This is a genomic window from Clostridioides sp. ZZV14-6154, from assembly GCF_020657785.1.
Taxonomy (GTDB): Bacteria; Bacillota; Clostridia; order Peptostreptococcales; family Peptostreptococcaceae; genus Clostridioides.
This window is the reverse complement of the sequence record NZ_JAGWCY010000001.1, coordinates 1,208,478-1,230,332: the sequence shown is the minus strand read 5'-3', so window position 1 is coordinate 1,230,332 and position 21,855 is coordinate 1,208,478. Positions and strand designations below refer to the sequence as shown.

Below are 21,855 nucleotides of genomic sequence, written 5' to 3'. Positions count from 1 at the left end.
ATAATTAATAATTGTAATGCCGCACAGTAAAGGTCTAAATCTTCTAATGAAGTACCTTGTACTGGCGAGTTTGAGGCCGAGGAGGTGTATTTAATGTACGCTATAGTAAAGACTGGTGGAAAGCAATATAAAGTTTCTGAAGGTGATGTATTATTCGTTGAAAAGTTAGAAGCTAACGCAGGTGATGTTGTTACTTTAAACGAAGTATTAGCTTGCTCTAAAGATGGAGAATTAAAATTAGGTTCTCCAGTAGTAGAAGGAGCATCTGTTCAAGCAAAAGTTGTTGAGCAAGGTAAAGCTAAGAAAGTTATAGTTTTCAAGTATAAAGCAAAAAAAGATTACAGAAGAAAACAAGGACATCGTCAATCATACACTAAGATAGTTGTAGAAAAAATCAACGCTTAGTTATTGGACTAGTTATGATAAAGGTTAAATATTATTATAATGATGATTTCTTGTTGCAAGGTTTTTGTTTAAAGGGACATGCTGATTTTGCTGAAATAGGCTATGATATAGTCTGTGCTGCAGTTACGTCTAATGCTATTGCAGTTATAAACTCTTTAGACAAGTTACAAAAGATTGAATTTGAAAAAGTAGTAGGAGAAGAGGGGCATATCGAATGTATGGTTAAAGATACATATCTAAAAGATGCACAGTTATTACTAAATCACTTTCAATTAGCGGTTGAAGAAATTAAACGGGAATACCCAAAAAATATAAAAATTTTAAAAAAGTAGGGGGTGACTCCATATGTTAAACATGAATTTACAATTATTAGCATCTAAAAAAGGGGTAGGTTCTTCTAAAAATGGTAGAGATTCTATATCTAAAAGATTAGGTGTTAAGAGATTCGATGGGCAATTAGTAACTGCTGGAAGTATAATAGTTAGACAAAGAGGAACTAAAATACATCCAGGAACTAATGTTGGAAAAGGTAGCGATGATACTTTATTTGCATTAGTTGATGGTACTGTTAAATTCGAAAGAAAAGACAAGAAGAGAAAAAAAGTTAGTATATATCCAGTAGCAATAGCTGAGTAATATACATAAAAGGAGTGTTGAGGCACTCCTTTTTCTTATAATACTGATGAATTTATAATAGTATTTTTGGTAATGCTAATTAAAAGTTTTTAATTAAGTAGGTGAAGAATTTGTTTATAGATAAAGCGAGAATATTTATTAAAGCTGGAAATGGTGGAAATGGTTCGGTAGCATTTAGAAAAGAAAAATATGTTCCAGCTGGTGGGCCAGATGGTGGAGATGGTGGTCGTGGAGCGAGCATCATATTTGAAGTTGATTTAGGTCTTAGAACATTAATGGACTTTAAATACCAGAAAAAATATCAAGCTCAACATGGTGGCGACGGTAGCAAAGGTAAAAGAGCTGGTAAAAATGGAGAAAGCTTAATATTAAAAGTACCAGCAGGTACAGTAATAAGAGATGAAGCGACAGGTCTTGTATTAGCAGATTTAAAGAAAGAAGGAGATACAGCAGTAGTTGCAAAAGGTGGTATAGGTGGTAAAGGTAATCAACACTTTGCAAATGCAGTAAGACAAGCTCCGGCTTTTGCAAAGTCTGGTACAGATGGAGAAGAAAGATGGATAACTCTTGAACTTAAAATGATAGCAGATGTAGGTCTTTTAGGATTTCCAAATGTAGGTAAGTCAACATTTTTATCAGTTGTAACTAAAGCTAAGCCAAAAATTGCAAACTATCATTTTACAACATTGACACCAAATTTAGGTGTTGTTCAAACTAAGTTTGGAGATAGTTTTGTATTGGCAGATATACCTGGAATTATAGAGGGTGCTTCTGAAGGTATAGGATTAGGTCATGAATTCTTAAGACATGTTGAAAGAACTAAGGTATTGATACATATTGTAGATATATCTGGACTAGAAGGTAGAGACCCGATTGAGGATTTTGACAAAATAAATGATGAGCTTAAATTATATAATGAGAAGCTTTCAACAAGACCTCAGGTTGTAGTTGCAAATAAATTTGATATATTGGAAGATGAAAGCCAATTTGAAAAATTTAAGGATGAATTAGAAGGTAGAGGATATACAGTATTTAAGATGTCTGCAGCAACTCGTCAAGGAATAGATGATGTAATTGCCTATGTTTCTAAAATGTTAAAAGAAGTAGAAGATGTGGAATTAGTTTCAGAAGAAGAAATGTATAGACCAGAACTTGATATTGGAACAGAGGAAGAATTAAACATAGATGTTGAAGATGGTGTATATGTAGTTACAGGTAAGGCACTTAGAAGAATAATGTATTCTGTGAATTTTGATGATATGGAATCACTTCAATATTTCCAAAAAGCTATGGAAGGTCAAGGTGTATTTGACAGGCTTAGAGCGATGGGAATTGAAGATGGGGATGTAGTTAGAATTTACGAATTAGAATTTGAATTTTACAATTAATTTTGATATAGAATTATAGAGGTGATAATATGTTAAAAGGAAAGCAAAGAGCATATTTAAGATCTTTAGCAAATACTTTAAAGCCTACTACACAAATTGGTAAGGAAGGCGTTACAGAAAGCTTTTTAGAGCAATTAGAGGATATGCTAAGAGTTAGAGAACTAGTAAAGGTTACTATACTAGAAAATGCAGGTCTTGATGCTAAAGAAACTGCTAATGCAGTATGTGAAGCTTTAAGAGCAGAGTTTGTTCAAGCTATTGGTTTTAAATTTACTATTTACAAGAGAAATATTGATGAGCCTAAGATACTTTTCCCAGGGCATGAACAGGCAAAAGCTAAGGTTAAAAATAACAATGTTACAAAAAAAGGTAAACCAACTAAAAGAGCAGTTAGATAATTAATTAGATTATTTTAGAAATAATAAGTTAAAAAATATAGTGACAATTGGAAAAAATTGTATTATACTATTAACAATAAATTTAAATTAGCAATCTTATCAAGAGAGGCAGAGGGACTGGCCCTATGAAGCCCGGCAACCAGTATATTTTAATATACATTGGTGCTAAATCCTGCAGCAATTACGCTGAAAGATGAGTATAAACCCGTCATATGGCTTGAGTTTATACTCAAGCTTTTTTAATTGGCATATTTATATATATAAATAAATTAATATAATCAAAGATGATGGGGGTATGTAACAGTGAAGATAGGAATATTAGGGTATGGAACAGTAGGAAGTGGATTAATAGATTTAATAGAGAATAATACTTCAAAAAGAGAAATAGAAATAGTTGGAATTTTAGTTAAAAATAAAGAGAAGCATAAATCAAAGAGATATTTTGATAAGGTAACAACAGATATAGAAGATATATTTAACAAAGATATTGATATATTAGTCGAAGTAATTGGAGGACTAAATCCAGCTCTTGATTATGTAACAAGAGCTCTAAATAAAAAAATACATGTAGTAACAGCAAATAAAGATTTATTAGCTGAAAGAGGTAGTGACCTTATAGAGCTGGCTAACTTAAATGATGTTAGCATTAAATTTGAAGCATCAGTAGCAGGTGGTATTCCAGTTTTAAAGCCATTAATAGAATCATTAGAAGGTAATAGTATAAAAAGTATAAATGCTATTTTAAATGGAACATGCAACTTTATATTATCAAAGATGTATGATGAAAATTTACCATATGATGTAGCTTTAAAACAAGCACAAGAGCTAGGCTTTGCAGAAGTTAATCCAGATGCAGATGTTTTAGGATATGATAGTGCTAGAAAATTATCTATATTATCTACTTTATCTTATGGGAAAATAGTATATTGGAAAGATTTATTATTAGAAGGAATAACTTCAATAGATGAAAAGGATATAGAATATGCTAAGAAATTAAATTGTAAGATAAAATTAGTTGCTAGAAGTAAATATGAATTGGGTGAAGTAAGTGGATTTGTTAGACCAGCATTGGTGGATAATGATAATATGCTGTCTAAAATAGATAATGAATTTAATGTAGTAATTATAGTGGGAGACTCAGTAGGAGAACTTTCTTTTGTAGGTAAGGGTGCTGGAAGAGGTGCAACAGGAAGTGCTGTTTATGCTGATATCATAGATATAATAGATAATAGGAGTTCAAATATAAAGTCTTTTTCAAAAGGTAAATTGGATTTGAGTGGTCTTATAGAAGATGAATGTAGTGCGGTAGTCAGATTTAGTGAATATAATAGAGAGGGCATTTTAAAATGTTTAGATAAGTATGTAGATAGCTATAATATTATAGATGAAGAGGAGCTTGCTATTTTTGTAAATGCAAAATCAGAGCATGAAATTGACAGGTTCTTAGAAGATGTAAAAAGAAATGACTATAGTAAGTCAGTTAAAAAACTATTAAAAGTAGATTAAAACATCTATGTAATGATTGTAAAAATTTAAAGGTGAAGAAAAACAAACGTTTATTTTGTTTTTCTTCACCTTTTTAACATCTGGTGACTTAATAAGATAATAGAAAAATAGATAGATTATAACATTTTACTTATTCAATAAAAAAATTTTCACTAGCCTCGTTAATAGCTTGCTGGGTTACCCTTATATATCGCTGTGTAGTGGCTACAGAACTATGGTTTAAGAGTTCTTTAACTAATTCTAAGTTATTGTTACTCTTTTCAAATTGAGTAGTAGCATAGAGCTTTCTGAAGCTATGTGTGCTTATGTTATACAAATTTAAGTATTTACAAATTATCCTCAATTGTTTCTGGATAGCTTTTGTCTTTATATTTACTAAGTAGTCATCTGATTTAAGATTATACTTTCTTGCATGTTCATTTATAGATTCAATTATATTTTTGTTAACAGGTCTATACTGTAGTTTACCCGTTTTTTTTTCGTTTATTTCCAACATATTACCTTTAAAATTACCTATTTTTAATCTTAAAATATCTGATATTCTTAGACCTAAATTAGCTTCTAACATTAGTGCTAATGCAACCTTAGGATTCTTTCTAAATCTTTTTTCAACGCCATTTTCACTATAAATAAAGCCCGTATGTAGTAGTTCCATTATCTTTTTATATTCGTCTATTTCTATAGGTCTTGTTGCCATTTTCAACCACTCCTCTTAGTTTGATTTGATAAGTTTAGGTCGGTATTTATTATATAATATAAATGAAATATTATATATTGGAAAAATATACCAATTAGTTTATATAAGTGTGCTATATGTGATTAAGGAGAATTTTTGAAAAATATTGTTATAAAAAATTATCAAAATTGTGATGAAGTAACTATGATGATAAAGTAATTAAAAAGGTTATTAAGATTATGACAAATATAATTAGAAAATGGAAGCGTTTAGTTAATTTTTATACATTTTATTTTTTTCGAAATAAGTTTTTTATAAAAAAAGTATTTTTATATCTAATCAATTTTCCGCTTGTAGATAAATTTCTCATGTGTTTTTTAGCAACAAATAAAGCTGAAATTAAGTAAATTATTATTATAATTTGAAGAATCGTGTCATAATAGCTAATATAATAGAACCAAATTAGATTATTATATATGATATTATATGTATCAGCAAAGCTAGAAACTAATACAGTAGAGTTTGCAATAGGATAAAGTATAAAAATAAATAAACCTGCTAAAAGTCCATGTGCAAACTTACTTAGTATGTATAATTTTAAGTCTATATCTGTTTTTGATAAAAATGTACAACATTGAGCTAGTATAGATAATCCACTAAATCCTATCAGAAAACTAGCTAAAGATGCTCTGAGGATTTCTGGGGCACTTGTTATACTAGATACCTTATTACAACCAATTGTGATTTCAAATAGACCACTTACAAATGCTTGACAGAGTTCCTTGTTGACACCTAAAAGTGAAAGAGGTAAATATATAACTGATGCTATTAATGAGATTACATTAAATAGTGATAGTATTTTAAATACTACCGAAAAAACAATTACAAATCCACCAACTGTAAGTAATGTATTTACTCCATTAAAGACAGCATTTCCAAATAGAACAAAAAAACCATTACCACTAGAACTTCTAATATTAATTGTGTTTTTTATGTTTGTTTTTAAATCTAATTTTGTCTTTGGAAGATTTTCATTTCCATAATTTCTAAAAAAAAGACCAACCAATATAGTTCCCAAGTAATGACATAAAATCATCAAGTAACCTAAATTTGAATTTTGAAACATACCTGTACCAACTGAGCCTATTATAAATAAAGGTCCTGATGTAGAACAAAAAGATACAAGTCTTTGGGCTTCATACTTAGAAATCTGTTTATTGCTTCTAAATTCAGAAGCTAGACTTGCTCCCACTGGATAACCAGATACTGCTGATATTGCAAAAGCTAAAGCACTTTTTCCTGATACATTAAACACAAGTCTAGTTATGGGATTAATAATAAACCCTATAATATCTACTATTTTTAAATCGACAATTAGGTTTGCACCAATTATAAAAGGGAGTAGTGATGGGACTAGAACATTAGACCATATGGAAAAACCCTCTCTTGCAGATTTTATAGCTTCATTTGGGTATAAGATAATGCCTAAAACTAGAACTCCAACTATGATAGCAGGAGCGAAAAAACCAATAATTTTATTTTTTTTCATAATATCACCTGTAAATTTGAGTTATAAGATATTATATTAAACGTAACAAAAATATATGAATGTAATGGCTTAAGATATATAATAGATATATAACAACGACTACTACATGGGAGGAAAAAATGTTTAATAGTATAGCTAGTAAAAAAGTTTATGAACAAGTAATTGAGCAAATTCAACATAAGATATTAAATGGAGAGTTAAAAAAGGGTGATAAACTACTGTCTGAAAGAGAATTGTCTGAACAAATGAATGTAAGTAGAACCTCCATTAGAGAAGCTATCAGAGTTTTAGAAACTATGGGTGTGATAGAAAGCAGACAAGGTGAGGGTAATTTTATATGCACAAATATAGACAAAACTTTAATAGAGCCTCTATCTATGATTTTTAAACTGAATAATGGTACACTTGAAGACATACTAGAGCTTAGAATAATTTTAGAAATTGAGATTGCAAAACTTGCTTCAAAGAGAATAACTTCTTCTGAATCTATAGAATTAAAAAGTATAATAGATGAAATGAGAATAGAAACCAAGAAAAAAGATAATAATCAAATTTTGGTTTTATTAGATCAAAAATTTCACAGCAAATTGGCTACAATAAGTAAAAATTATTTAATTCAAAGTCTTTTTATAACAGCATCAAAATTGTTTGATGGATTTATAGAAGATGCAAGAGAGAAGATAATTGCAGAACCTTTAAATGAAACTATCTTACTTAAGCAACATGAAGCTATATATAATGCAGTTATAGAAAATAATATGGAACTTGCACATGAAAAAGCGAAAGAGCATATGAGATTTATAAGCAAAAACTATAGAAAAAATGAAAATTAAAAGTTTGTTATAAAATAAATTATTCTTGTAAATAGAAGATAATGGTACTATTATATAACTATAAAACTGGTATGACCACATACCAATTTTATAGTTTATTATAATGGGAGATTAAAAATGGTAAAGTTAAAAGTACCTTATTCAAAGCAAGGAATGATTTTAGAAATACCTAACAAACGTTTTCTTGGTGTCTTGGAATCAAAGTTGGATAATTATGTAAAACATAAGGCGCAAGAAGAAATAGTTGAAGAATCCATGAATAATCCAATAGGCTCTTTATTATTGGAAGAGTTAGTTAAAGGAAAAAAGAATGTAGTTATAATTACGAGTGACCATACGAGACCTGTTCCAAGTAAAGTAACTATGCCAATTCTTTTAAGAAGAATCAGGAAAGCTAATCCTAAAATTGATGTGAAGATTATAGTAGCAACTGGTTTTCATAGGCCAAGTACAAGAGAAGAATTAGTTTATAAGATGGGAGAAGAAATTGTAGATAATGAAGAAATAATCATGCATATATCTACTGATGATGAAGCTATGTGCAAGGTGGGTGTATTACCTTCAGGTGGGGATTTATATATAAATAAACTTGCATATGAGGCAGAACTTTTAATCGCGGAAGGTTTTATAGAACCGCATTTTTTTGCAGGTTTCTCAGGAGGAAGAAAAAGTGTACTCCCAGGAATAGCCTCTGCAAAAACTATAATGTATAACCATTGTAGTGATTTTATAGATAGTGACAATTCGAGAACTGGAAAATTAAAAAATAATCCTATTCATGAAGATATGGTATATGCAGCTAAGGTTGCTAAACTAGCATTTATATTGAATGTTGTAATAGATAAAGAGAAAAAAGTAATAGCATCATTTGCTGGTGATGTCGAAAAAGCACATACCAAAGGTTGTGAATTTGTAACAGAGCTTTCAAAAGTAAATTCCATAAAGTCAGATATTGTAGTGAGTACAAATGGTGGATACCCATTAGACCAAAATATTTATCAAGCAGTTAAAGGTATGACAGCAGCAGAGGCTACATGTAAAGAAGGTGGAGTAATAATAATGATTGCAGCATGTAATGATGGTCATGGAGGTCAATCCTTTTATGAAAATGTAGCAAACGCAGATTCTCCAAAACAACTTTTAGAAAAAATTAGGAGTGTTGGCAGATGTGATACAATTCCAGACCAATGGGAATTTCAGATATTAGCAAGAATACTATCTAAGTATACTGTAATAATGGTAACAGATAAGTGTAGTCCTGAAATGATAAAGAAAATGCATATGAAACATGCATTTAATTTTAAGGATGCTTTAGATATGGCTACTAATATAGTCGGTGAAGATAGTAAAGTTACAGTTATACCTGATGGAGTATCAGTGATAGTTAAATAAAAAAGGGGTGTAGTTTATGGAAATTTTGACATGTATTAAACAAGTACCTGGAACAACCGCAGTAGAGGTTGATGAATCCACAGGTGTACTAAAGAGAGATGGAGTAGATTCAAAAATGAATCCTTATGATTTATATGCTTTAGAAACAGCACTTAGAATAAAAAAAGACACAAAAGCGAATCTAAAAGTACTTACTATGGGTCCTCCACAAGCAAAGAAGGTAATAGAAGAGAGTTTTATGATGGGGGCAGATGAAGGAGCTTTAATAAGCGATAGAAGATTTGGAGGAGCAGATGTATTGGCAACTTCTTACACTATATCGCAAGGCATTAGAAAAATGGGTAGAGTAGACTTAATAATTTGTGGAAAACAAACTACTGATGGTGATACAGCGCAGGTTGGACCTGAAGTAGCTGAGTTTTTAGATATACCTCATGTAACTAATGTTACAAAATTGATTGAAATCAAAGAGAAAAGCATAGTTGTTGAAATAGATATGCCAAATGATTTACAAGTATGTGAAATTGAGTATCCATGTTTGATAACAGTAGAAAAAGATATTTTTCAACCAAGATTGCCTTCATTTAAGTTAAAGCTAGAGACTAGAGAAAGAAAAATACCTGTGTACAGTCTAGAAGATTTTGAAGACAAGGACGAAAATAATTATGGATTAAATGGTTCTCCTACTCAAGTTGTAAGAATATTTCCTCCTAAGCCAAATACAGATAAAAATATTATGAGGGGAAATGCAGAAGAGTTAAGTACTGCACTTATAAATAAATTAGAGGAATTAAAATTAGTCTAAGGGGGAAGAAGAAATGTCAAAAATAGTTGTAAATCAAGATAAAATAACTGATTTGAAAAGAGTACTAGAAATTTGTCCTTTTGGTGCTATAGAAGAAAAATCAGGTAAGGTAGAAATAAGTGCTGGCTGTAAGATGTGCAAATTGTGTGTCAAAAGTGGACCCAAAGGTGCATTTGAATTTATAGAGAGTGATAAAGCAAAAATAAATAAGGATGAATGGAAAGGAGTGGCAGTATATGTAGAACATCATAATGGGAATATACATCCTGTAACATATGAACTTATAGGGAAAGCTCGTGAAATGGCATCAAAAATAAAGCAACCTGTATATTGTGTATTTGTAGGAAAAGGTATAAAAGATAAATGTAAGAATCTTATCTCTTATGGTATTGATGAAGTATTTGTATATGATGAAGATGAATTTAAAGAGTTTAGGATAGAACCATATGCAAAAGCAATAGAAAATTTTATAAATAAAATAAAACCAACAATAATGTTGGTTGGTGGAACTACATTAGGTAGGTCATTAGCTCCAAGGCTTGCTGCTAGATTTAAAACAGGGCTTACAGCAGATTGTACAATACTTGATGTGCAATCAAACACTGATTTAGACCAAATAAGACCAGCATTTGGTGGAAATATAATGGCTCACATAAATACACCTAATAATAGACCTCAATTTGCCACTGTAAGATATAAAATATTTTCAGCTCCAGAAAAGGTAGAAAATGCAACAGGAAAAATGACTTTATGTGAAATAGAAAAAAAAGAGCTAAAATCTAAGATTAAAGTACTGAGTGTAAAGGAAAAAAATAAAGAAGTTGGTCTTGAAGAAGCAGAAGTAATAGTAGTTGCAAGTAGAGCAATAAAGAAACAGGAAGATATGGATATGATATATAAATTAGCTGACAAGTTAAATGCTCAAGTAGCAGGAACAAGACCGATTATAGAAGCAGGTTGGATAGATGCTAAAAAACAAATAGGTCTTAGTGGTAGAACTGTCAAGCCTAAATTAATAATAACTTGTGGTGTATCTGGAGCTGTTCAATTTGTTGCAGGAATGCAAGGAGCTGATTATATAGTAGCTATAAATAAAGATGATAAGGCACCTATACTTGATGTAGCACACTTAGCTTTAATAGGAGATATTTATGATATTATTCCTAAATTGATTAAAAAAATAGAAAATAAAAAAGATGATAAGCAAATATATGTGGCATCAGCAGCTGAATAGGGGGATAGAAATGTATAAATCAATTGATAAAAAAGATATAAATTTTTTAATAGATATTTGTGGAGATGAAAATGTAGTAGTTGGAAGTGATATAAATGAAGATTTTTCACATGATGAACTTGGAGGAATAGAAAAATACCCTGAAGTTTTAGTAAATGTGCTTGAAACTGAGCAAGTATCTAAAATAATGAAATATGCATATGAAAACAATATACCAGTTACGCCAAGAGGACAAGGAACTGGTCTTGTAGGAGCTGCTGTTGCCATAAATGGTGGAATAATGATTAATCTATGTAAAATGAATAAAATACTTGAGGTTGATTATGAAAATCTAACATTGACAGTAGAACCAGGAGTTTTGCTTATGACAATAGGTCAATATGTTCAAGAGAGAGATTTATTTTATCCACCTGACCCAGGTGAGAAGAGTGCTACAATAGCAGGTAATATAAATACTAATGCAGGTGGAATGAGAGCAGTAAAATATGGTGTTACAAGAGATTATGTTAGAGGTCTTGAAGTAGTATTACCAAATGGAGAAGTTATAAATATAGGGGGAAAAGTAGTTAAAAATAGTTCTGGATATAGCATAAAAGATTTATTAATAGGTTCAGAAGGAACTCTAGGAATAGTTACAAAGGCGATATTAAAATTACTTCCTTTACCAAAGAAAAGTGTAAGTTTACTTATACCTTTTCCAAATTTATCAATGGCAATAGAGACTGTTCCTAAAATAATAAAATCAAAATCAATACCAACAGCCATAGAATTTATGGAAAGAGACGTAATATTGGCTGCGGAAGAATTTTTAGGTAAAAAGTTTCCAGATAATACATCAGATGCTTATCTTTTACTTACGTTTGATGGAAATAGTATTGAAGATATAGAAAAAGAATATGAAAAAGTCGCTAATCTGTGTTTAGAAAATGGAGCATTAGATGTATTTATATCAGATACACAAGAAAGAAATGATTCCATCTGGTCAGCCAGAGGGGCTTTCTTAGAAGCTATAAAGGCATCTACAACAGAAATGGATGAATGCGATGTCGTTGTACCAAGAGACAGGGTAGCAGAGTTTATAAGATATACTCATGAGCTTCAAGATGAGTTAAAAATAAGAATAAAAAGTTTTGGTCATGCAGGTGATGGAAATCTACACATATATATATTAAAAGATGGTATGGATGAACATACTTGGAAATCAAGATTAAAAGAAACTTTTGACTGTATGTATAAAAAATCTAGAGAACTTAATGGTCAAGTCTCAGGTGAACATGGTATAGGATATGCAAAAAAAGAGTATTTACATGAATCAAACTCAGATGCCTATATGATGTTAATTAAAAATATAAAAGTAGCTTTTGACCCTAAAAATATTTTAAATCCAGGAAAGATATATTAAATATATAAATGTTATTTTTTAATATAAAAGTTATAAAAAACAGATTTAAATTTAATAACTTAAATTTACTTTTTAATGTTAATATTACTTGTAAATATTAATATTATTTATAAAGATTTTAGGATGGCAATGTTTACTTAACTTTAAAAATATGAAATGTTATTTAAGTTAAGTTGATGTTACCATCCTAAAAATATGAATGCACATGTGAAGCATATTTTATCCATAAAAAATATTTTTAATTAGAAATACATCTTATTAATTTGATGAGGTTATTTAAAATTGATAAAGCTATTTAAAAAACTTACTTTACATAGATTGGATGAGTGTAAAAGTCCATAGGACCTTTTATTAAATCTTTATTATTTCTGTAATATACTGAGTTGTATATATTTGTAGATTTTATGTCATAACTTATAAGTGTTTTAAAAATCGCATCATCTAATGAAAATGATATATTTGAAAATTTATTTATTATTTCTATGTTAGATTTATTTTTTATCTCTTTTAGAATTTCTCTACCTTTGTCATTGAAAGCAAGTATTCTTATATAAGGAACAGTGTCTATATCTTTTATAAGGTGAATATCGCTTTTTCTTATGCCTAACAATATATTATTTAAAGTTCTCTTGATTTTAGTTAAAGTATATCTCTTAGATTTAATTGATAATTGTAATTCGTATAAAGAGTTAGATGTAAAAATGTCTTTGTAAATTTTATTTTCTATACCTTCATTTACTTCAAAATAATCCTTTAAATTGGATATGTCTCTAAGTACTATTGTTTTTAAAGTATCAAAAAATAATTCATCAAACATAGGAAAAAATTTACTATCTATTTTTTCATTTAATATATTATAAGTTTTTTCTGGAATAACTCTTTTTAATTGAGATATATTGCAATTTTCTTTAAGTGAAGTTCTTATAGCAGTAGCAGAGCAAATACTATTATCAATTTCTTTAGAGTTGTATTCTGACTGAACTCTGGAAATAGTAACTGGCTTTATATTACTGTTTAAATTGATAAGATTTTTTATATATTCTATACCAAGTATATTATTTGATGAATTTAATATTTTTAATAATTGTTCTTTTGTAGTTTTTTGAGCTAAGTTGTTGTTTTCATATTGGTGTATATAATCAAAAAGTGAATTAGCTCTAGCCGCTGGAAATAACATACCATCATCTAAATATTTTTTTAAAAGCAATTTAAATTCCTTTGGCTCATTTGCTAAAATCTCTGCAATACTGTAAAGAATATCTGTGTTTCCCTCTTCACTACCAAAACATACAGAACTTATACAATTTAGAGAATTTAAAATTGTTATGGCACCATGAGAAAAAATTTCAGCACTTTGGCAAGCAAACATAGTTGGTAATTCTATAACTAAGTCTACACCATTTTCGACAGCAATTTTTGCTCTAGTATATTTATCAAATAAAGCTGGTTCACCTCTTTGAAGAAAGTTTCCACTCATGATTGCCACTGTATGTGTTGCATTTGTTTTTTCTATAGATTTAGATAAATGATAGATATGTCCATTATGAAATGGGTTATATTCAACTATTAATCCAAGTATATTCATAAAATGCTCCTTTTATCTTTGTTTATTTTATATACATTGTAATTTATTATAATATATATAAAATTTAAATTTTTAATTATCTAGCTAAAAAACATAAAAAAATTTGTTAAAATGTAGAAATACTACATAACAAGAAATCAGTTAAGTGTTATTAAAATAACTTTATTAAACCTTTATATTATATTATTATAGCAAATGGGAAAGAATAATCTACATTAAGTTAATTTGTTAATAAATTGTTATTAGAACACACAATTTACCACAATAGAAATATGATATAATATAAAAAAAAGTATATACTTTTATATTAAAAGGTGATATATTATTTATGAAAATCGTTTAATGTATACAATAATATATCTATGACAAAATAACAAAATATAGGGTTTTAGACACTTATTATGAATCAAAACTGATTACATATTATTTATAAAAATCTAAGGAGGAAATAATAATGAAAATATTAGTATTAAACTGTGGGAGTTCTTCATTAAAATATCAATTAATAGATATGAGTAATGAAGAAGTTTTATGTATAGGATTAGTTGAAAGAATAGGAATAGAAGGTTCTATACTTAAACATGAAAAAGCAGGAAAAGATGATAAATACATTGTTGAACAACCAATGAAAGACCATAAAGATGCAATAGCATTAGTGTTAGAAGCTGTTGCTCATCCAGAATTTGGTGCAGTTAAAGAAATGAAAGAAATAGATGCAGTAGGGCATAGAGTTGTTCATGCTGGAGAAAAATTTGCAACTTCAGTAGTAATAACTCCAGAAGTAGAAGAAGCTTTAAAAGAATGTATAGATTTAGCTCCACTTCATAATCCAGCAAACATAATGGGAATTGATGCTTGTAAAGCTATACTTCCAGATGTACCAATGGTAGGAGTATTTGATACTGCTTTCCATCAAACAATGCCTAAATCTTCATACTTATATGGTTTACCTCATGAATTATATACTAAATATGGAGTAAGAAGATATGGATTCCATGGAACTTCTCATAACTATGTATCTCAAAAAGCAGCAGAGATATTAGGAAAAGATATAAAAGACTTAAAAATAGTAACTTGTCACTTAGGAAATGGTGCTTCTATAGCTGCTGTTGATGGTGGAAGATGTATAGATACATCTATGGGATTCACTCCATTAGAAGGATTAATAATGGGAACTAGATGTGGAGATATAGACCCTGCTATATTACCTTTCTTAATGAGAAAAGAAGGTTTAGATGCTGATGGATTAGATAAATTAATGAACAAAGAATCTGGAGTATATGGAATGACTGGAATTTCTAGTGATTTCAGAGATATAGAAGATGCAGCTAAAAATGGAGATGAAAGAGCTCAAGCAACATTAGAAGCTTATGTTAAAAAAGTACAAAAGTATATAGGTGCTTATGCTGCTGAAATGAATGGATTAGATGTTGTAGTATTTACTGCTGGTGTAGGTGAAAATGGAAAAGCTATAAGAGCAGAGATAGCTTCTAATATGGAATTCTTAGGAATGAAATTAGATAAGGAAGCTAATGATGTTAGAGGAAAAGAAACAGTAATATCTACTGATGACTCTAAAGTAAAAATGCTTTTAATACCAACTAACGAAGAATTAATGATAGCTAGAGATACATTAAGATTAGTAAAATAATTTAATTAAACTTATGCCTATCAAGTAAAAATACTTGACAAACAAATGCTAGATTTGTATAATAAATTTGGTGATATGTTGAGGTGAACTTAATGAAAGTTAGCATAGAAAAAATAAATAGAAAAGAAACTGACAAAATAGACTTGAATTTTTGTGAAAAAATTGATACTATTAGTTATTGTGATGAGATTTACAAATTAGTATCACCTGTAAATTTAAAAGGTAAAGTATCAAAGACTAATAAAGGTTTATATCTAGATATAGATGTCAATTTTACAATTGTTGACAATTGTTCAAGATGTCTTAAAGAAGTAGAAATACCATTAGAGTATTCTATACAAGGTTTTTTAGTAAAAGAAGAAGATTATGATGAAGATGAATTTGAGGAATTTGATCCTTTTATATTCGATGGTGAAGAAATCGACCTTATTGATATAATAGAACAGACATTAGATTTTAATGTGCCTCATAAAGTTCTTTGTAGTGAAAACTGTAAAGGTCTTTGTCAAGGATGCGGAGCAAACTTAAATGAAGGAGAATGTTCTTGCAGTGAAATTACAAACGATGAGGAATACATAGATCCTCGTTTTGCTAAATTAAAAGATTTATTTAATTAAATTTTGACTAAGGAGGTGGCGTAAATGGCAGTACCAAAGCGTAAAACGTCTAAATCAAACACAAAAATGAGAAGAGCAGCTAACTCAAAGATGGAAGCAACAGGATTTGTAAGTTGCCCACAATGTCATGAGCCAAAATTACCACATAGAGTGTGTCCAGACTGTGGATATTATAAAGGTAAAGAAGTTGTATCTAAGTAATAGCTTCTAAAGAACATGTAGAGTATACTCTACATGTTTTTTTTTGTACATATAAAAAAAGATGATTTACTAGAGAAATAAATGGATTTTATGCATATTAAAAATTAGAAAAATAATAATATAAGTATTGAAAATTTTTGTGTGTTACTATATACTACTATTAGTAGCTGGTACTAATTACAGCTATAAAATTTGGAGGGAACATGAAAAAGAAGAGTAAAGCCCAAAGACAACAAGAGCTTATAGATATGCTAAAGACTGATCCTTTTTATACTGATGAAGAATTATCAAGTTTGTTTAATGTGAGTATACAGACAATAAGATTAGATAGAATGAGTCTAAACATACCAGAGCTAAGAGAAAGAGTCAAATCAATAGCAGAAACTCAGAGTTCAAAAGTAAAGACTTTAGGAGTAAAGGAAATTACAGGCGAAATCATTGATTTATCTGTAGGGCAATTAGGTATATCTATGTTAGAAGTTACAGAGGACATGATTTACTCTAAAACTAATACTTTGAAAGATACGTATATATTTTCTCTAGCAGATTCATTAGCAATGGCTATAATAGATGCACCTAAAGTTATTATGAGAGTTGCAAATGTAAAATGTTTTAAGTTGATAGAACAACAAGACAGACTTATAGCAAAAGCAGAAGTGTATAGAAATATAGACAAAAAGCATTATGTAAAAGTTGTTATCAATAATAAAGCCCAAGAGCAAATATTTAGAGGGAAGTTTATCTTTGAAGAGTTAGATTAGGAGGAAAATCATGAAAATAGTAATAGATGGAATGGGTGGAGATAATGCACCAAAATCTAATGTAGAAGGCGCAGTAAATGCTATAAAAGAATATAAAGTAGATTTAATAATCACAGGAGATAAAGATTTATTAGAAAAGGAATTTTCAAATTATGAATTTGATAGAAATAAACTAGAAATAGTTCATACTACTGAGATTATAGAAAATGAAGATAAACCAGTTAAGGCCATAAGAAGCAAAAAAGATTCATCTATGGTAGTAGCATTAAACCTCGTAAAAGAAGGTAAGGCAGATGCTATAATATCAGCTGGAAACACAGGAGCTTTACTTGCTGGTGGATTATTTGTAGTCGGTAGAATAAAAGGAATTGATAGACCTTGCTTATGCTCAGCAATACCAAATGTAAAGCGAGGAATGACACTTATAGCAGACTGCGGTGCGAATGCAGATTGTAAATCTAAGAATTTAGTTGAATTTGCAGCTATGAGTAATATTTACTCAAGAAAAGTGTTGGGACTTGAAAATCCTAAAGTGGCACTAGCAAATGTTGGACTAGAAGAAGGTAAAGGCAATGATTTAGTTAAAAAATCATATGAAGAAATTAAAAAATTAGATTTAAATTTTATAGGAAATGTAGAAGCTAGAGAGGTTATAAATGCATATACAGATATAATTATTTGTGATGGATTTACGGGTAATATATTACTTAAATCTGCTGAAGGGGTAGCTCTTTCAGTTATGAGTCTTATAAAGGAAACTTTTATGGCTAGTACAAAAAGCAAAATAGGAGCATTACTTATAAAAGATGATTTAAAGAAATTAAAGAGTTTTATAGATTATTCTGAGTATGGTGGAGCTCCACTTTTAGGATTAAATGGAGGAGTTATAAAGGCTCATGGTAGCTCTGATGCTAAAGCTATAAAAAATGCTATAAATCAAGGGATAAAATTTACAAAAGGAAAAGTTGTTGAGGATATCAATCAATTTATAAGTAAATATAATGAAGAAAATAAAAATAACGAAAATGAATAAACTCGTTTTGGAGGTTTAATATATAATGAATACAAAGGCTGGAATATTAGGTGTGGGAAGTTATCTACCTGAGAAATCATATGATAATTTTCACTTCGAAAAAATAATGGATACATCAGATGAGTGGATAAGCACTAGAACTGGTATTAAGGAAAGAAGGTTTGTAGAAGATAATGAGGCAACTTCTGACTTAGCATCTAAGGCTGCTTTAAAAGCTATAGAGTGTGCAAAGTTAAATGTAGAGGACATAGAGTTGATTATTTTGGCAACAATTACTCCTGATATGTCTTTGCCTTCAACTGCATGTATAGTACAAGAAGCAATAGGAGCAGTGAATGCTACTGCATTTGATATATCAGCAGCTTGTTCTGGATTTGTATATGGAGTAACTATTGCAAAGCAATTTGTGGAAACTGGTTGTTATAAAAATGTACTTGTAATAGGAGCAGAAACTTGCTCGAAGTTTCTAAACTACAATGATAGGTCAACAGCAGTACTATTTGGAGATGGTGCTGGAGCAGCTGTTATTGGGCCTGTAAGTGAAGGTGGAATCCTATCTACACATATGGGTTCTGATGGTAGGGGAAAAGACTGTTTAAAGATACCTGCTGGAGGTTCAAGACTTAGAGCAAGTAAAGATACTGTAGAATCTAATCTACATACAATAGAGATGGCAGGTAGCGATGTATTTAAGTTTGCAGTTAGAAAGATGGCAGAAACATCTTTAACAGCTCTTGAAAAAGCAAATTTAAATACAACTGATATAGACTATCTAATACCACATCAAGCTAATATAAGAATAATACAAGCCTCTTCTAAGAGATTAGGGATTGATATGAATAAGGTTTATGTAAATATAAATAAGTATGGAAATATGTCTGCTGCATCTATACCTGTTGCGTTAGATGAAGCATATAAAGAAGGAAAAATCAAAAAAGGTGATAATGTAGTTTTAGTTGGCTTTGGTGGAGGTCTAACTTGGGGAGCTTCAGTCGTTAAGTGGACTTTATAGTATAAAACATCTGAAATTCTTTAATTAACAAAATTAGCTTTATCTAAAAATTAAAGTTAATTTACAATAAAAAGTTTACTTTTATGATTTTAAGTGAAGGAGAATGATATGAATAAAATTTGCAAACTGTTAAATATAAAATACCCAGTTATCCAAGGGGGAATGGCATGGGTAGCTACTGCATCATTAGCAAGTGCTGTATCTAATGCAGGTGGACTTGGAATAATAGCAGCAGGAAATGCACCAAAAGAAGCTATAAAGGAAGAGATTGTTAAATGTAAAGAATTAACAGATAAACCTTTTGGTGTAAATGTAATGCTTATGTCACCATTTGTAGATGATATAATAGATTTAATTATAGAAGAAAAGGTTCAAGTTATTACTACTGGTGCTGGAAATCCTGCAAAGTATATGGACAGATTAAAAGAAGCTGGAACAAAAGTTATACCTGTAGTACCAACAATAGCTTTAGCACAGAGAATGGAAAAGTTAGGAGCTACAGCAGTAATAGCTGAAGGTACAGAAGGTGGAGGACACATAGGAGAACTTACTACTATGGTTTTAGTTCCACAAGTTGCTGATGCTGTTAATATACCTGTAATAGCAGCAGGTGGTATTGTAGATGGTAGAGGTATTGTTGCTTCATTTGCACTAGGTGCTAATGCAGTTCAAGTAGGAACTAGATTTATTTGTAGTGAAGAGTGTGCTGTACATTTAAACTATAAAGAATTAGTATTAAAAGCAAAAGATAGAGATGCAATTGTTACAGGAAGAAGTACAGGTCATCCAGTAAGAACATTAAAAAATAAATTATCGAAAGAATTCTTAAAGATGGAACAAAATGGAGCTACTCCTGAAGAATTAGACAAAAAAGGTACAGGTGCTTTAAGGTTTGCAACAGTAGATGGAGATATAGAAAAAGGTTCATTTATGGCAGGTCAAAGTGCTGCTATGGTAAAAAAAATAACACCTTGTAAAGAAATTATAGAAACTATGGTAAATCAAGCAAAAGAGATTATGCCAGGCATAGAACTGTAAATCAGGAGGAGCATGATGGGAAAAGTTGCACTAGTATTTCCTGGTCAAGGAGCCCAATATGTAGGGATGGCTAAGGATTTATATGAAAATAACGAGGTTGCTAAAAATGTAATAGATGAGGCTTGTAGTGCCTTAAATATAGATTTAAAAAAACTTATGTTTGAGGGTAGTGAAGAAGAACTTTCTAAAACTGAAAATACTCAACCAGCTATGGTTACACATAGTGTAGCTGTACTAAAAGCAATACAATCAAAAATAGATTTAAAGTATGATGCATGTTTAGGTTTATCTTTAGGAGAATATAGCGCACTAGTTGCAGCAGATGCAATTGATTTTAAAGATGCTGTATGCCTAGTTAAAAAAAGAGGTAAATTTATGCAGGAAACAGTGCCAACAGGGGTTGGAGCTATGGCAGCTATTTTAGGTTTAGATAGAGAAATATTAGGCAATGTTGTAAAAGATATACAAGGAGGGATTGTAGAAGTAGCAAATTACAATTCTCCTGGTCAGATAGTTATATCTGGTGAAAATGAAAAGATAGAAGAAGCAATGGTAAAATGTAAAGAAGCAGGAGCAAAAAGAGCTGTTAAATTAAATGTAAGTGGACCTTTCCACTCATCAATGCTAAGAGAAGCTGGATTAAAACTAGCTAGTGAATTAGACAAAGTTAATATAACTAAGCCTAAAGTTGATGTAGTAGCAAATGTAAATGCAGATTACTATGAAAATGAAGGTAAAGACTTGCTTATAAAACAAGTAAGCTCTTCTGTACTTTGGGAAGATTCTATAGAAAGATTATTAAATGATGGTTATGATACTTTTATAGAAATGGGACCAGGAAAAACTTTAAAAGCATTTATTAAAAAGATAGCATCTAATAAAAAAGCAAGTGTGAATATTTACAATATAGATGGTATAGATTCTTTAAATGAATTTGTACAAGATTATGGAAATGGAGAGATATAATGATAAATCTTACAGGACAAGTAGCAATTGTTACTGGTGGCTCTAGAGGTATAGGGAAAGAGATAGCAAAGAAACTAGCATCTCTTGGGGCTGATTTAGTAATCAATTATACTTCTAAAGAGGATGAAGCCCTAAAAACTAAAAGTGAAATAGAAGGTATGGGTGTAAAATGTACTTCTATAAAATGTGATGTATCTAAATCTGATGAAGTAAATCAAATGATGGACTCTGTCATAAAAGAGTTTGGAAAAATTGATATATTGGTTAATAATGCAGGTATAACTAAAGATGCATTACTTATGAGAATGAAAGAAGAAGATTTTGATAGAGTCATAGATATAAATTTAAAAGGTGTATTTAATTGTACAAAAGCAGTTATTAAACCTATGATGAAAAAGAAATATGGTAGAATAATAAATATGACTTCAGTAGTTGGAATCATGGGAAATGCAGGTCAAACTAATTACTGTGCATCAAAAGCTGGTGTTATAGGATTTACAAAATCTTCTGCAAGAGAAGTAGCATCAAGAAATATAAATATAAATGCAGTAGCACCAGGATTCATAGAAACAGATATGACTAAAGTACTAAGTGATGATGTAAAAGAATCAACACTATTAAATATACCAAAAAAATCTTATGGTAAACCAGAAGATGTAGCCAATGCTGTAGCATTTTTAGTTAGTGATATGTCAAGTTATATAACAGGACAAGTGTTAAATGTAGATGGCGGAATGGTAATGCAATAATAAAAAATAATACTTTAA

23 protein-coding genes and 1 riboswitch are annotated in these 21,855 nt (G+C 29.9%); of the genes, 20 read left to right on the top strand and 3 right to left on the bottom strand.

Features of this window, described 5'->3' with window-relative positions:
- Window positions 1–93: 93 nt before the first annotated feature.
- From rplU to KGF45_RS06005, 6 genes are all read left to right on the top strand, one after another.
- Entirely contained in the window at window positions 94–405 is a 312-nt protein-coding gene (rplU, locus tag KGF45_RS06030; RefSeq protein ID WP_003419082.1) for a 50S ribosomal protein L21, read from the top strand.
- A gap of 14 nt (window positions 406–419) precedes the next feature.
- Complete coding sequence (locus tag KGF45_RS06025) at window positions 420–737, top strand: ribosomal-processing cysteine protease Prp (RefSeq protein ID WP_227827080.1); 318 nt, start codon at window positions 420–422, stop codon at window positions 735–737.
- A gap of 13 nt (window positions 738–750) precedes the next feature.
- Window positions 751–1,041 (top strand): 50S ribosomal protein L27, encoded by a 291-nt coding sequence (gene rpmA / locus KGF45_RS06020; protein WP_003419086.1) that lies wholly within the window; start codon window positions 751–753, stop codon window positions 1,039–1,041.
- A 110-nt stretch (window positions 1,042–1,151) separates the two neighbouring features.
- Window positions 1,152–2,429: a GTPase ObgE gene (obgE, locus tag KGF45_RS06015; RefSeq protein WP_227827472.1), complete on the top strand. Its 1,278-nt coding sequence runs from the start codon at window positions 1,152–1,154 to the stop codon at window positions 2,427–2,429.
- A 29-nt stretch (window positions 2,430–2,458) separates the two neighbouring features.
- On the top strand, window positions 2,459–2,827 hold the full coding sequence (locus tag KGF45_RS06010) for a YhbY family RNA-binding protein (protein ID WP_227434088.1): 369 nt from the start codon (window positions 2,459–2,461) through the stop codon (window positions 2,825–2,827).
- Window positions 2,828–2,920: 93 nt separating this feature from the next.
- Window positions 2,921–3,027: riboswitch (SAM riboswitch) on the top strand.
- A gap of 103 nt (window positions 3,028–3,130) precedes the next feature.
- The gene (locus KGF45_RS06005) at window positions 3,131–4,333 is read left to right on the top strand and encodes a homoserine dehydrogenase (protein ID WP_227827081.1); all 1,203 of its coding nucleotides are present in this window, start codon (window positions 3,131–3,133) and stop codon (window positions 4,331–4,333) included.
- 130 nt (window positions 4,334–4,463) lie between these two features.
- Here KGF45_RS06005 and KGF45_RS06000 read toward each other — a convergent pair whose 3' ends face one another.
- Together KGF45_RS06000 and KGF45_RS05995 are read right to left on the bottom strand one after the other, a co-directional pair.
- Entirely contained in the window at window positions 4,464–5,030 is a 567-nt protein-coding gene (locus tag KGF45_RS06000; protein WP_227434090.1) for a tyrosine-type recombinase/integrase, read from the bottom strand.
- Between the two features lie 268 nt (window positions 5,031–5,298).
- Window positions 5,299–6,558, bottom strand: coding sequence for a nucleoside recognition domain-containing protein (locus tag KGF45_RS05995; protein WP_227839900.1), 1,260 nt, complete (start codon window positions 6,556–6,558; stop codon window positions 5,299–5,301).
- Window positions 6,559–6,677: 119 nt separating this feature from the next.
- Here KGF45_RS05995 and KGF45_RS05990 point away from each other — a divergent pair, with 119 nt between their 5' ends.
- The 5 genes from KGF45_RS05990 to KGF45_RS05970 all read left to right on the top strand — a co-directional run bounded on the left by KGF45_RS05990 (window position 6,678) and on the right by KGF45_RS05970 (window position 12,224).
- Window positions 6,678–7,391: a FadR/GntR family transcriptional regulator gene (locus KGF45_RS05990; RefSeq protein WP_227841985.1), complete on the top strand. Its 714-nt coding sequence runs from the start codon at window positions 6,678–6,680 to the stop codon at window positions 7,389–7,391.
- 117 nt (window positions 7,392–7,508) lie between these two features.
- The gene (larA, locus tag KGF45_RS05985) at window positions 7,509–8,783 is read left to right on the top strand and encodes a nickel-dependent lactate racemase (RefSeq protein ID WP_227827085.1); all 1,275 of its coding nucleotides are present in this window, start codon (window positions 7,509–7,511) and stop codon (window positions 8,781–8,783) included.
- 16 nt (window positions 8,784–8,799) lie between these two features.
- Window positions 8,800–9,588 (top strand): electron transfer flavoprotein subunit beta/FixA family protein, encoded by a 789-nt coding sequence (locus tag KGF45_RS05980; protein ID WP_227827086.1) that lies wholly within the window; start codon window positions 8,800–8,802, stop codon window positions 9,586–9,588.
- Between the two features lie 13 nt (window positions 9,589–9,601).
- Window positions 9,602–10,822, top strand: coding sequence for an FAD-binding protein (locus KGF45_RS05975; RefSeq protein WP_227827087.1), 1,221 nt, complete (start codon window positions 9,602–9,604; stop codon window positions 10,820–10,822).
- Window positions 10,823–10,832: 10 nt separating this feature from the next.
- Window positions 10,833–12,224, top strand: coding sequence for an FAD-binding oxidoreductase (locus KGF45_RS05970; protein ID WP_227841984.1), 1,392 nt, complete (start codon window positions 10,833–10,835; stop codon window positions 12,222–12,224).
- A 304-nt stretch (window positions 12,225–12,528) separates the two neighbouring features.
- Here KGF45_RS05970 and KGF45_RS05965 read toward each other — a convergent pair whose 3' ends face one another.
- On the bottom strand, window positions 12,529–13,809 hold the full coding sequence (locus KGF45_RS05965) for a nucleotidyltransferase (RefSeq protein ID WP_227827089.1): 1,281 nt from the start codon (window positions 13,807–13,809) through the stop codon (window positions 12,529–12,531).
- 454 nt (window positions 13,810–14,263) lie between these two features.
- Between KGF45_RS05965 and KGF45_RS05960 the strand changes: the two genes are divergently transcribed.
- The 9 genes from KGF45_RS05960 to fabG all read left to right on the top strand — a co-directional run bounded on the left by KGF45_RS05960 (window position 14,264) and on the right by fabG (window position 21,837).
- A complete protein-coding gene (locus KGF45_RS05960) occupies window positions 14,264–15,460 on the top strand; it encodes an acetate/propionate family kinase (protein ID WP_227827090.1) in 1,197 nt (398 codons plus the stop codon).
- Window positions 15,461–15,552: 92 nt separating this feature from the next.
- The gene (locus tag KGF45_RS05955; RefSeq protein ID WP_227482193.1) at window positions 15,553–16,077 is read left to right on the top strand and encodes a YceD family protein; all 525 of its coding nucleotides are present in this window, start codon (window positions 15,553–15,555) and stop codon (window positions 16,075–16,077) included.
- A gap of 24 nt (window positions 16,078–16,101) precedes the next feature.
- Window positions 16,102–16,278 carry a 50S ribosomal protein L32 gene (gene rpmF / locus KGF45_RS05950; protein ID WP_003419113.1) on the top strand — a complete coding sequence of 59 codons (177 nt, stop codon included), beginning with the start codon at window positions 16,102–16,104 and terminating at the stop codon, window positions 16,276–16,278.
- A gap of 203 nt (window positions 16,279–16,481) precedes the next feature.
- Window positions 16,482–17,039, top strand: coding sequence for a transcription factor FapR (fapR, locus tag KGF45_RS05945; RefSeq protein ID WP_227434100.1), 558 nt, complete (start codon window positions 16,482–16,484; stop codon window positions 17,037–17,039).
- 10 nt (window positions 17,040–17,049) lie between these two features.
- Window positions 17,050–18,072, top strand: coding sequence for a phosphate acyltransferase PlsX (gene plsX / locus KGF45_RS05940; protein WP_227827091.1), 1,023 nt, complete (start codon window positions 17,050–17,052; stop codon window positions 18,070–18,072).
- Window positions 18,073–18,097: 25 nt separating this feature from the next.
- Window positions 18,098–19,084 (top strand): beta-ketoacyl-ACP synthase III, encoded by a 987-nt coding sequence (locus KGF45_RS05935; protein WP_227827092.1) that lies wholly within the window; start codon window positions 18,098–18,100, stop codon window positions 19,082–19,084.
- 108 nt (window positions 19,085–19,192) lie between these two features.
- On the top strand, window positions 19,193–20,122 hold the full coding sequence (gene fabK / locus KGF45_RS05930) for an enoyl-[acyl-carrier-protein] reductase FabK (protein WP_227827093.1): 930 nt from the start codon (window positions 19,193–19,195) through the stop codon (window positions 20,120–20,122).
- A gap of 15 nt (window positions 20,123–20,137) precedes the next feature.
- Window positions 20,138–21,088, top strand: coding sequence for an ACP S-malonyltransferase (gene fabD / locus KGF45_RS05925; protein ID WP_227827094.1), 951 nt, complete (start codon window positions 20,138–20,140; stop codon window positions 21,086–21,088).
- Window positions 21,088–21,837 (top strand): 3-oxoacyl-[acyl-carrier-protein] reductase, encoded by a 750-nt coding sequence (gene fabG / locus KGF45_RS05920; protein ID WP_227827095.1) that lies wholly within the window; start codon window positions 21,088–21,090, stop codon window positions 21,835–21,837. The genes fabD and fabG overlap by 1 nt, the downstream gene beginning before the upstream one ends.
- The last annotated feature ends 18 nt before the right edge of the window (window positions 21,838–21,855 follow it).